At 70.0% G+C, this 10,548-nt stretch carries 13 protein-coding genes and 1 tRNA gene; 10 read left to right on the top strand and 4 right to left on the bottom strand.

The features are described 5' to 3' along the window. Positions 1-1,100, bottom strand: a 1,100-nt coding sequence (ugpC, locus tag P2P98_RS11430; RefSeq protein ID WP_058597443.1) for a sn-glycerol-3-phosphate ABC transporter ATP-binding protein UgpC, incomplete at its 3' end; no start/stop codon positions are given. 211 nt (positions 1,101-1,311) lie between these two features. Between ugpC and P2P98_RS11435 the strand changes: the two genes are divergently transcribed. The 3 genes from P2P98_RS11435 to P2P98_RS11445 all read left to right on the top strand — a co-directional run bounded on the left by P2P98_RS11435 (position 1,312) and on the right by P2P98_RS11445 (position 2,761). Further along, positions 1,312-2,295 (top strand): thioredoxin domain-containing protein, encoded by a 984-nt coding sequence (locus P2P98_RS11435; RefSeq protein ID WP_275799915.1) that lies wholly within the window; start codon positions 1,312-1,314, stop codon positions 2,293-2,295. Between the two features lie 65 nt (positions 2,296-2,360). Then, positions 2,361-2,436, top strand: a tRNA-Thr gene (locus tag P2P98_RS11440). 142 nt (positions 2,437-2,578) lie between these two features. Then, the gene (locus tag P2P98_RS11445; RefSeq protein ID WP_275799917.1) at positions 2,579-2,761 is read left to right on the top strand and encodes an alternative tryptophan synthase beta-subunit; all 183 of its coding nucleotides are present in this window, start codon (positions 2,579-2,581) and stop codon (positions 2,759-2,761) included. 6 nt (positions 2,762-2,767) lie between these two features. On the opposite strand, the gene P2P98_RS11450 is transcribed toward P2P98_RS11445, so the two are convergent. Beyond that, positions 2,768-4,609, bottom strand: a complete 1,842-nt coding sequence (locus P2P98_RS11450; protein ID WP_275799932.1) for an alpha-amylase family protein — start codon at positions 4,607-4,609, stop codon at positions 2,768-2,770. Between the two features lie 197 nt (positions 4,610-4,806). On the opposite strand from P2P98_RS11450, the gene P2P98_RS11455 reads away from it, so the two are divergent. The 3 genes from P2P98_RS11455 to P2P98_RS11465 are packed head-to-tail and all read left to right on the top strand — an operon-like array spanning position 4,807 to position 7,222. Then, positions 4,807-5,817 carry a hypothetical protein gene (locus tag P2P98_RS11455; protein WP_275799919.1) on the top strand — a complete coding sequence of 337 codons (1,011 nt, stop codon included), beginning with the start codon at positions 4,807-4,809 and terminating at the stop codon, positions 5,815-5,817. Then, a complete protein-coding gene (locus P2P98_RS11460) occupies positions 5,814-6,185 on the top strand; it encodes a GntR family transcriptional regulator (RefSeq protein WP_275799922.1) in 372 nt (123 codons plus the stop codon). Before P2P98_RS11455 ends, P2P98_RS11460 begins: the two co-directional genes overlap by 4 nt. A 59-nt stretch (positions 6,186-6,244) precedes the next feature. Further along, entirely contained in the window at positions 6,245-7,222 is a 978-nt protein-coding gene (locus P2P98_RS11465; RefSeq protein WP_275799924.1) for a DMT family transporter, read from the top strand. Positions 7,223-7,266: 44 nt separating this feature from the next. Here P2P98_RS11465 and P2P98_RS11470 read toward each other — a convergent pair whose 3' ends face one another. Continuing rightward, positions 7,267-7,824, bottom strand: a complete 558-nt coding sequence (locus tag P2P98_RS11470) for a nitroreductase family protein (RefSeq protein ID WP_058597329.1) — start codon at positions 7,822-7,824, stop codon at positions 7,267-7,269. Positions 7,825-7,838: 14 nt separating this feature from the next. Further along, positions 7,839-8,246, bottom strand: coding sequence for a peptide-methionine (R)-S-oxide reductase MsrB (gene msrB, locus P2P98_RS11475; protein ID WP_275799926.1), 408 nt, complete (start codon positions 8,244-8,246; stop codon positions 7,839-7,841). A gap of 74 nt (positions 8,247-8,320) precedes the next feature. Here msrB and P2P98_RS11480 point away from each other — a divergent pair, with 74 nt between their 5' ends. The 4 genes from P2P98_RS11480 to P2P98_RS11495 all read left to right on the top strand — a co-directional run bounded on the left by P2P98_RS11480 (position 8,321) and on the right by P2P98_RS11495 (position 10,520). Continuing rightward, positions 8,321-9,307 carry a DUF2332 domain-containing protein gene (locus tag P2P98_RS11480; protein WP_275799928.1) on the top strand — a complete coding sequence of 329 codons (987 nt, stop codon included), beginning with the start codon at positions 8,321-8,323 and terminating at the stop codon, positions 9,305-9,307. Positions 9,308-9,316: 9 nt separating this feature from the next. Beyond that, positions 9,317-9,562 carry a DUF3263 domain-containing protein gene (locus P2P98_RS11485; protein WP_058614745.1) on the top strand — a complete coding sequence of 82 codons (246 nt, stop codon included), beginning with the start codon at positions 9,317-9,319 and terminating at the stop codon, positions 9,560-9,562. 35 nt (positions 9,563-9,597) lie between these two features. Beyond that, positions 9,598-10,182 carry a LytR C-terminal domain-containing protein gene (locus tag P2P98_RS11490; protein WP_275799930.1) on the top strand — a complete coding sequence of 195 codons (585 nt, stop codon included), beginning with the start codon at positions 9,598-9,600 and terminating at the stop codon, positions 10,180-10,182. Positions 10,183-10,316: 134 nt separating this feature from the next. Beyond that, on the top strand, positions 10,317-10,520 hold the full coding sequence (locus P2P98_RS11495; RefSeq protein WP_013585848.1) for a cold shock domain-containing protein: 204 nt from the start codon (positions 10,317-10,319) through the stop codon (positions 10,518-10,520). Positions 10,521-10,548 lie beyond the last annotated feature (28 nt).

Genomic DNA, 10,548 nt, shown 5'->3' on the forward strand with positions numbered 1-10,548 from the left:
GCCGAGGCGATGGCCTTGTCGGTCAGGCGGTCGCCCGAGGTGGCGTCGAACACGTGCACGTGCCCGGGAACCGGAGCCAGGACGACGGTCTCACCGGCGTTCGGGTGGCGGCGGCCGTCGACACGGGCGACCAGGTCGGTGCGCTTGCCGTTGATGTCGGTGTGGCCGTAGAGGTAGCCGTCCGCGCCGAGCTCCTCGACGAGGTCGACGACGACCGACAGGCCGCGGCCGTCGGCCGGAGCGACCTGGATGTCTTCGGGGCGGACACCGATGGTGACCTCGGAGCCGTGCGCCTTGCCGATGACGTCGGCCTCGACGGGGACGACGAGGTCGCCGAAGCGGACGCCGCCTTCGGCGAGGTCGACCGAGAACAGGTTCATCGCGGGCGAGCCGATGAAGCCGGCGACGAAGACGTTCTTCGGCTTCTCGTACAGGTCGCGCGGGGTGCCGACCTGCTGGAGCAGGCCGTCCTTGAGCACGGCGATGCGGTCGCCCATGGTGAGCGCCTCGGTCTGGTCGTGCGTGACGTAGACCGTGGTGACGCCGAGGCGGCGCTGCAGCGACGCGATCTGCGTACGCGTCTGGACGCGGAGCTTGGCGTCGAGGTTCGACAGCGGCTCGTCCATGAGGAACACCTGGGGCTGACGGACGATCGCGCGGCCCATGGCGACACGCTGACGCTGACCACCCGAGAGGGCCTTCGGCTTGCGGGTCAGGTACTGCTCGAGGTCGAGGAGCTTCGCGGCCTCGAGGACGCGCGCGGCGCGCTCTTCCTTGCCGACGCCCGCGATCTTGAGCGCGAAGCCCATGTTCTCGGCGACGGTCATGTGGGGGTAGAGCGCGTAGTTCTGGAAGACCATGGCGATGTCACGGTCCTTCGGGGGGACGTCGGTGACGTCGCGGTCGCCGATGAGGATGCGGCCCGAGTTGACCTCTTCGAGGCCGGCCAGCATGCGGAGCGACGTGGACTTACCGCAACCGGAGGGGCCGACCAGGACGAGGAACTCGCCGTCTCCCACCTCGAGGTTGAGCTTGTCGACGGCGGCACGGGTGCCACCGGGGTACAGACGGGTTGCGTTGTCAAATGTGACGGACGCCATGTTCTCTTCTCCTTCACCGGCAGGTACGTGCCGGACGATCCGTAGTGAATGGAATGAGCGGGGGCGACCCCGCGCGCTCGACGGTGGGCGCAGGGTCAGTATGCCATGCGTCTGGGCTTTTCTCAGCCAGCCTGGCTAGCATCGATGCTCGTTCGCCCCAACCCGAGCGATCCCCAGATTTGTTGCGGCACCGCCGTGCCCGAGAGGTTCCATGTCCAACGACCAGACGCCGAATGTGCCCGCCGAACGCGATCGCCGTGAGGCGGTGCGTGAGAAGGCGCAGCAGGTCAAGGCGCGCCAGGCTCGCCTGCGCGTCCTTCGCCGCTCGCTGATCGGCGTGGGCGCCGCGGCCGTCGTCGCGGTGGGTGCGGTCGCGGTGACGTACGCGGTGTCGTCGAACGGCTCGCGTCCGCAGGCGCTTCCGGCCGCGGCCACGGACGACGGCTTCCTGGTGTCGAGCGCGACCGGTGTCCCCGACCCGCTCGCGCCCCAGGCGGTCGACGGCGACGCGTCGACGCTCGCTGCGGGAGCGACCCCGTCCGCGACTCCGGAACCCGCGACCACCCCGACGCCGGCCCCGACGTCGACGGCCGCTCCGGTCGACATCCGCGTCTACGTCGATTACCTCTCCACTGAAGCCCGTGAGTTCCAGGTGGCCAACGCGGAGCAGCTTTCCAAGTGGGTCGACGAGGATGCCGCGAAGCTGACGTACTACCCGGTCGCGATGCTCACCTCCAAGTCGAACGGCACGAAGTACAGCCTCCGCGCCGCCGGCGCCTCGGCCTGCGTCGCAACGCACGCGTCGGATCGCTTCTTCGCCTTCAACCACGAGCTGCTCACCAACCAGCCCGCCGTCGACTCCGAGGGCTACAGCGACCAGCAGCTCGCCGACATGGCGCAGGGCGCCGGGGTCAGCGACGTCGCGACGGTGCGCTCGTGCATCGAGGACGAGACCTTCACCGGTTGGGCGAAGGCCGCGACCGATCGCGCGATCAAGGGCCTGCCCGACACGAAGGGCCTCGCGCTCACCACGCTGCCCACCGTGCTCGTCAACGGCACTCCGTACGTGGGTCACATGGACGACCCGAAGGAGTTCGCGCAGTTCGTCCTGACCATCGACAGCAACGCGTACTACTCCACCGCGACGCCGACCCCCACGCCCTCCGCCACCCCGACGGCGACGCCCGCGGGCTGACCCGGGGCTGCGCGGGAGGCGCTCCCGCGCATAGCTAGCTCGCGCATAGCTAGACTGGGACGCCTGCCGGCTTGGCGCAATTGGTAGCGCACCGTACTTGTAATACGGGGGTTGCAGGTTCAAGTCCTGTAGCCGGCACCACGTTCGATTCCCCGTCGTGTCCAACCTCGCGAGGGGCTTGGCTCGCTCACGGCCGGCTCTGACCGATTGTTCACACGATCGGAACGTCGTCGATGCCTCACGGGCCGGCGGCGGTGGCATCCTGCACGTGAGGAGGACTCTCATGGCTCGCCCACGCGTCGTCACCCACGCCTACCGCTACCCCGCAGGCTGGCAGGAAGTGAAGCACGAGCGCCTCACGCGAGAGTACGCCCGGGCCCTCAGTGCGGAGGGTTTCACGCTCGTGCGTGCCCGCCGCGGGTTCTTCGACGTACGCGAGGTCTCGCTGAGCTGGTACACCGGCTGAGGCGCCTCAGCGCAGCGCGACCCGCAGCCAGGTGACCCCGTGCGCGGGAAGCGTGCGGCCGGGCCGGAGCGAGACCTTGACGCCCTCGACGAGGTCCACGGCGTCGGGGACCAGTCCAGACAGGGTCAGCGGGGCGATGTGGACGGCGTGATCGCCGACGTTCGCGAGAACGAGAACCGAGCTGCCCGCCGCCCCCGGGCGCAGGAAGCCGACCACCGAATCGTGGTGCGCGTCGAAGGCGATGAGCTCGTTGCCCGCGAACTCGGGCGTCGCCCGCCGCAGGTCGATGAGGCGCGTCAGTCGAGCGAAGATCCGACCCGCCGGGGTCCCGGCATCCATTCGGTCGGCGTAGCCCTGCACGGGACGGAAGGGGCGGTGCACCCACCGGCTGTCCCCGGCTTCGTCGGGGCGGTCGCGGTATCCGTAATCGTTCAGCTGGGCGACCTCGTCGCCGAGATACAGCAGGGGAATGCCCCCGGTCGACAGCGCGAGGGCGTGCGCGAGGATCACACGGTCTTCGCCGCCCGCGTCGCCCGCTTCGATTCCCGCGAGGGATGCCGTGGTGCCGGTGACGCGGGCGTCGCCGGTGCGCGGGTTCTCCTGGAACGGCACCCCGCGGGCGAAGGTCCCGTCCGCTCGACCGACGTAGAAATCGTTGAGGAAGCGCCGGTGCGGGTAGCCGTCGATGCCGAGTTCGGCGGCATCCTCGTCGGCGAAGGTCCAGCCGATGTCGTCGTGGCTGCGCACGTAGTTGACCCACGCGGTGCCCTCGGGGAGGGCGTGCCGACGCTCGAGCGCCTGCTGCAGCAGGCGGCCGTCCCGGGTGGCCAGGGCCTCCCAGGTGAGGGCCATCTGCAGCGGGTTGTAGGAGATCTGGCACTCGTCGGGCGAGATGTACGAGACGACCTCGTCGGGATGCACGATCGCCTCGGACTTGAACAGCAGACCGGGCGCCGCCATCCGCAGCACGGCGTTGAACGCCTGCAGGAGCAGGTGCGCCTCCGGCAGTGACTCGCACGTCGTTCCGAGTCGCTTCCAGATGAAGGCCACGGCATCCATCCGCAGGATCTCCACGCCCTGGTTCGCGAGGAAGAGCATCTCGCCGGCCATCGCCTCGAAGACGGCGGGGTTGGCGTAGTTCAGGTCCCACTGGAAGTGGTAGAACGTGGCCCAGATCCACCGGCCGTCATCGAGCTGCACGAACGACCCCGGATGGTCGTCGGGGAAGATCTCGCGCGTCGTCTGCTCGTAGGCGTCGGGCATCTCGCGGTCGGGGAAGATCAGGTAGAAGTCCTCGTAACCGGCCTCGCCGGCGACGGCCTTCTGCGCCCACTCGTGCTCGTTGCTCGTGTGGTTGAAGATGAAGTCGACCACGAGAGAGATGCCCGCGCGGCGCAGGTCCGCGGCGAGCGCGGCAAGCTCCTCCATCGTTCCCAGCGCGGGGTTCACGCGTCGGTAGCTCGACACCGCGTAACCGCCGTCGCTGTTGCCTTCGGGGCTCTCGAACAGCGGCATGAGGTGCAGGTAGGTCAGCCCCAGCTCGCGGAAGTACGGGATCTGATCCCGGATGCCACTGAGTCCGCCCGCATACCGGTCGACGTAGCAGACGCCGCCGAGCATGCTCTCGCTCTCGAACCAATCGGGCTCGCCGTCGCGCGCGCGGTCGAGAGCGCGGAGGTCCGCGGGACGCTCCGCCCAGGAGCGGTGGGCGAGGTCGACGAGGGATGCCAAGCGCTCGAGTCCGTCGTACCGCTCGCCGTAGAGGCGGACGAAGAGCTCGTGCAGACGGGGCAGATGCAGTTCAGCATGAGCGAGGAACTCGCGATCGGTGCCCGACGACGCGGTCAGGTCTCCGAGAATGCGCGATACGTCATGGGGGCCGGGGCGGAGCTGGGTCACGGGGACAGCCTGACGCATTCGTGAGGGTGACGTCGACATCGACGTGGCGGTCAGTCCGTCTCGAAGGCCTCTCTGGCGCCCGCTCGTAAATTGTGTCGCATTTGTGGCACGCATTGGCTAAGAATGTGACACGAAAGGTGGTTGCCGTGAACCCCGAAAATCTGTGGAACATGTGGAACCGGATGCTGCAGGCGTCCCCGTGGGAGATCGTCTGGGGGCTGCTGTCGTCGCCCGTGGTCTGTGCCGCGCTCGGCGTCGCGCTTGCTCTCGTCGTGGCTCGGGTGCGGCGCGGGAGCTCGACGGGGCGAACCGTCCTCCGTGAGGAGCGGGTCGCGGTCGGCGCGATCGCGCTCGTCGTCGGGGTCGTCTGGATCGCCGACCTCGTGTTGCGCGGCTACGTTCTCGACATGTCGGCCACCGTGTCGTGGTGGCGGTTCGCCCTCGCGCCGATCGCGGCTGCGGCGGGGATGGCGATCTGGGGCGCACCCTTGCGGACGAAGGTACCGCGGCGCACCGTCGACGCGACGTCGATCGCCCGGCGCACCTGGACGACCTTCGGCTCCCGCCCTGGCATCCGGATCCTCCTCGCGCTGATGGCCGTCACCGCGTGCGTCGTCGTCGTCTTCGGCCAGACGTCCGCCGCGCTCGAGCCGGGCGTCGCCGCTCACGTGGCCCTGGACGTGCCCAACGTCGATGCGCCACCCATCGTGACCGTCTTCCCCGGCTGGGCCTATGGCATCCCGTTGCTCGCGGGAGTGGTCGCGCTCGCCGCGGCCGTCGTGTTCGCCCTGCATCGGAACGCCGTGCGTCCGTTCTCGGACCGTGTCCGGCTCGAGGCGCAACGGTCCGGCCGGTCCGATGCGGCGCGTGACCTCGTCACGCTCGCTCTCGCTGTGATGCTGGTCGTGCTCGGTGGGTTGCTGCACATGGCGCGTTCGAGTGCGGTCACGACCATGACCGTCATGACGGACTCGGGTGCCGAGGCGCGCCACGACGTCTCGCTCCCGCACGCCGACCTGATCCTCGCCGGAGGCTTCGTGGCACCATTCCTGCAGATCGGAGGCTGCATGCTCCTGGCGCTGCTGGTCGTCCGCGCCATCGGTCTCGTCCGCGCCCGACCGCGGCGCTCCGCTTCGCCGGTGGAGGTACCGGCATGACGGATGCCACGCGCACGCGACCCGAGAACGTCACCGCTCCCATCGATCTGCACCGCTTCTTCCGCGGTCTGATCCTGTCGGGCCGGCTCGGAGCGGGGGAGAAGCTGCCCACCGTCCGGCAGGCCGCCGCCGACTTCGGTGTCGCGCCCGGCACCGTGCAGAAGGCGTACCGGGCTCTCGAGCACGAGGGCCTCATCGTCAGCCGGGTGGGATCGGGGACGCGCGTTGCGCCGGGTGTCGCTCCGCTGCCGGCCGACCTGACCCGGCAGCTTCGCACCCTCGTCGACGCGGCCGTCGCCGAGGGGGTCGCGGTCGACACCCTCGCCGACGTGCTCCGGGTGATGTGGAACGACGCGCACGCCCGCTGAGCGAGGCGACGAGCACCGTCGGCTCCCGTGGCGGCGCGTGAGGCGTCGTACGATCGACGATGGCCCTCACGGCGAGCGGCCGCGAGGAGAGCACCATGGCGCAGCGCGGGTCGATCGTCGCCGCCGTGGGTGGCGCCGTCGCGGTGGGGGCGATGACCGCGGTGCAGACGCGGGTGAACGGCAGCCTGGGCGCGGCGCTGAACGACGGCGTCCTCGCGGGAGCCGTCTCGTTCGGCTCCGGGCTCGTCGTGGTCTTGGCGATCGCCCTGGTGCTTCCTGCCGGGCGGCGCGGGATCGGTCGTCTGCTCGCGGGGGTGCGAGCGCGATCGATACCGGTGTGGATGCTGCTGGGCGGAGCCGCTGGCGCTTTCACCGTCGCGAGCCAGGGGCTGACCGTCGGGGCGATCGGGGTCGCCCTGTTCACCGTCGGGTTCGTCGCGGGCCAGACCAGCGGGGGACTCGCGCTCGATCGGGCCGGCTACGGTCCGGCCGGCGTGGTGGCGGTGACCCGCCCCCGCCTGATCGGCGCCCTCCTGGCGATCGCGGGGGTCGGCGTCTGTCTCGCGGACGGAGCGGTCGGCAGCGTTCCGCTCTGGATGATCCTGATCCCCGTCGTCGCGGGGGCCGGAGTGTCGTGGCAGCAGGGCACGAACGGGCGGCTGCGGGTGCGCGTCGACAGTCCTCTCACCGCGACCCTCGTGAATTTCCTGGGTGGCACGATCGTGTTGATCGCCGCTGCCGCCATCCACATCGGGTTCGCCGGACCGCCTCGCGCTCTCCCGGCAGATCCATGGCTGTATCTCGGCGGGACGATCGGCGTCGTCTACATCTTCCTGTCGGCGCAGATCGTGCGACGCACCGGAGTGCTCCTGCTCGGCCTCGGCTCCGTCACAGGTCTGCTGAGCACGTCGGTCGTGCTCGACGCGTTCTGGCCGGCGCCCGCGGCCCCCTCGACACCGATCGCCCTCCTCGCCGCGGGAACCGCCCTCCTGGGTGTCGCGGTCGCGGCGGTCCCGTGGCGCCGCCGCACACGCTGACGCCGCCGGCGATCACGTCACCGACGGCGTCACGCGGCAGGATCTCAGAGAGCGGCGGCTTCGCCCTTCGCCTTCTTCCGGGATTTGGTCCCGGGCAGTCGCGAGATGTGCTTCGTGGCATCCACGGTCTTCCGGCGGACCGGACGCGAGCGCTGCGGCTTGCCGCCGACGTAGAGCCACCCCAGCAGGACCTCGCCCTTCTTCAGGCCGTGGGCCTTCGCCAGTGACTTGCTGCGCGTCTTGTCGTCGGTGCGCCAGAACACGCCGAAGCCGGCCTCGTCGAGCGCGAGGCTCAGCATGTGGGCGACGCCGGATGCCACGGCCTCCTGCTCCCACGCGGGGATCTTCTTCGACGACACGTCGGCGACCACGGCGAGGATCAGCGGGGCGCGGCGCGGCTTGGAGGAATGGCCCTTCTTGCCGTCCGCCTTGTTCAATGCGCGGGCGAGGATGTCGCGATCGCTCCCGCGGATCTCGATGATCCGCCACGGGCGCAGGGACTTGTGATCGGCGACGCGACCGGCCGCGGCGACGAAGGCCTCGAGTTCGACGCTCGTCGGCGCGAGATCCGTGACCTTCGACCACGACCGACGGTCGCGCATCGCCTCGAGCGCGCTCACGCCTGCTCTTCCGGGGTGAAGGTGAGCGACAGCGAGTTCATGCAGTAACGGTCGCCGGTGGGCGTACCGAAGCCGTCGGGGAAGACGTGGCCCAGGTGCGATCCGCAGTTCGCGCAGCGCACCTCGGTGCGCTGCATGCCGTGGCTGTTGTCTTCGAGCAGCTCGACGGCCTCGGGCCGCACCGACTCGTAGAAGCTCGGCCACCCGCAGTGCGAGTCGAACTTGGTGCCGCTCTGGAACAGCTCGGCGCCGCACGCGGCGCACGTGTAGAGGCCCGCGCGGCTCTCGTCCAGGAGCTCACCGGTCCACGCGCGCTCGGTCCCCGCCTGCCGCAGCACCGCGTACTGCTCGGGCGAGAGCTCCTCGCGCCACTGGTCGTCGGACTTTTCGACGGCATATGTCATTGCAAGGTCCCCTTCGTTCACGTCCTATTCTCTCGTGCCGGACGCCGATCAGGTCGGCGAGAGAGAATTCTCGGATGCACCAGGATGCCGTGACCACCGTCGTCGATCGCTACCGCCGATTCGCGCGCGATGAGGCTCCCGGTCGGTCGGTGCTGTATGCGATCTGGGCGGAGCGCGTCGTCGCCGATGCCGAGGTGACCGAGGTCGTGGCGCGCATCGCGGAGACGCACCGCCAGCCGCCGCTCGTGTTCGCCGTGATGCGACTCCTCGGTGCACCGGACGGTGTCGACGCCTGGGCGGACTGGGTGGTCGCTCACGCGGACGCCCTCGTCGCGGAGTGCGATCGTCGGAGCGTACAGACGAACGAACCCCAGCGCTGTGCGGCGTTGCTGCCGGCGCTCTCGCTCATCGAGGGGCCGATCGCGCTGCTCGAGGTCGGCGCGAGCGCGGGGCTGTGTCTATACCCCGATCGCTACTCCTACCGCTATCGCCGGGGCGCGGAGGTGGTCGCTCTCGACCCGGTCGACGGACCGAGCCAGGTCGTGCTCGAGTGCGACCTCGACGGTTTCCCGCCCCTGCGGATGCCCGAGATCGTCTGGCGCGCGGGCATCGACCTGAACCCCCTCGACGCCCGCGACGCGGAGGACCGGGCGTGGCTGACGGGACTGGTGTGGCCGGGGGAGGAGGGACGGCGTGAGCGTATCGTCGCCGCGCTCGACATCGCGGCATCCGATCCTCCGCGCCTCGTCGAGGGTGACGGCGCCGCCACGCTGCCGGCGCTCGCCGCGGACGCCCCGCGAGAGGCGACGCTCGTCGTCACGACGCCCGGCGTCCTCGCGCATGTCCCCCGTGCCGGGCGCGCGGACGTGATCACCGCTGCGCGGCGGGCCGGACGCTGGATCACCCTCGACGCACCGGGACTCCACGACGGATGGACGAGCCCGCCGGACGTGCGCTCGGACGGCTTCGCGCTCGCGCTCGACGGCGACGTGCTCGGGGGCGTGGATCCCCTCGGGGCGTGGGTGGCGTGGCATCCCGGGATCCGCTCCGCCGCGCAGTAGCGTGGCGCCGTGCCTCTTTCCGACCGCGACCGCGAGATCCTCGCTTTCGAGGGTGAATGGCGTCGGCACGGGGGTGCGAAGGAGGAGGCGATCCGCAGCGCCTTCGACATGCCGCCCGCGCGCTACTACCAGCTGCTCGGGCGAGTGATCGACCGCCCCGAGGCCCTCGCGCACGACCCGATGCTCGTTCGTCGTCTGCGGCGTCTGCGTGACGGCGACCCGCGCACGCGGCTCGACCGCGCCGCGACCCTGTGACGGGGCGCAAAGGCAACGACCGGTAGCATCGTCCAATGGCCAGATCGACCTTCCCTCGGGATCGCTTCGACGACCTCCCCGCCGAATCCGGCCGCGTCGGTGCGCACCGCGCTGAGAACCCGCATCTCCGGGGTTGGGTCGTGTTCCTGTGGGCGGCGGTGGCCACCGTGGTCCTCATCGCCGTCGGCATCTTCGGAACGCTCGTGGTCTCGGGGCGCATCTCGTTCGGCTCCGAGCCCGTCGCGACGCCGACGATCGTCCCCACGACCCCGGCGGTGATCGACCCCTCGTACTCTGTCGTCGTGCTCAACGGCACGTCCGACGAAGGTCTCGCCGGCAACCTGCGCGATCAGATCATCGCGGCGGGGTGGGCGGCGGACACGGTCCAGACCGGCGACTCCGACACGACCGACTTCGCGACGACGACCATCTATTACCTGCGCCCAGAAGACGAGCAGGCCGCCCGGGGGCTCGCAGACGCCATCGGAGGGGCCGAGGTCGCGCAGAGCGACTTCCTCCAGCCCACCGACGACCCGAACACGCCCGACGACGAGAGTGCCGAGAAGCGGCTGATCGTCGTGATCGGCCTCGATCGCGCGGCGGCCCAGCCCACCCCCTGACGCCCTCGCGGCCCGCGTGTTTCCGCGGCGTAAAAAGTTCGGTGCACGCACGTCAACAATGCCGCTGACGGCCGATTCCGCGCATCTTCGCGTGCTTACGTTGACCTCGTCATCCAGCAACACAGGAGATTCGCATGACGCAGGGCACCGTCAAATGGTTCAACGCCGAGAAGGGTTACGGCTTCATCACCGTGACGGACGGCCAGGACGTTTTCGTTCACTACTCGAACATCGAGATGTCGGGCTTCCGTGTTCTCGAGGAGGGGCAGGCGGTCGAGTTCACCGTCGGCTCCGGCCAGAAGGGACCGCAGGCCGAGTCGGTTCGCCTGATGGCTTAACACGACGTTTCGCACGCCGTGGCATCCG

Origin of the sequence: Microbacterium sp. Kw_RZR3 (assembly GCF_029222405.1) — a bacterium.
GTDB lineage: Bacteria > Actinomycetota > Actinomycetes > Actinomycetales > Microbacteriaceae > Microbacterium.

Coding starts and splice junctions, on each gene's coding strand:
- P2P98_RS11435 (WP_275799915.1), top strand. CDS start 1,312: ATGTCCAACGACCAGACGCCGAATGTGCCCGCCGAACGCGATCGCCGT.
- P2P98_RS11445 (WP_275799917.1), top strand. CDS start 2,579: ATGGCTCGCCCACGCGTCGTCACCCACGCCTACCGCTACCCCGCAGGC.
- P2P98_RS11460 (WP_275799922.1), top strand. CDS start 5,814: ATGACGGATGCCACGCGCACGCGACCCGAGAACGTCACCGCTCCCATC.
- P2P98_RS11465 (WP_275799924.1), top strand. CDS start 6,245: ATGGCCCTCACGGCGAGCGGCCGCGAGGAGAGCACCATGGCGCAGCGC.
- P2P98_RS11470 (WP_058597329.1), bottom strand. CDS start 7,824: ATGCGCGACCGTCGGTCGTGGTCGAAGGTCACGGATCTCGCGCCGACG.
- msrB (WP_275799926.1), bottom strand. CDS start 8,246: ATGACATATGCCGTCGAAAAGTCCGACGACCAGTGGCGCGAGGAGCTC.
- P2P98_RS11480 (WP_275799928.1), top strand. CDS start 8,321: ATGCACCAGGATGCCGTGACCACCGTCGTCGATCGCTACCGCCGATTC.
- P2P98_RS11490 (WP_275799930.1), top strand. CDS start 9,598: ATGGCCAGATCGACCTTCCCTCGGGATCGCTTCGACGACCTCCCCGCC.
- P2P98_RS11495 (WP_013585848.1), top strand. CDS start 10,317: ATGACGCAGGGCACCGTCAAATGGTTCAACGCCGAGAAGGGTTACGGC.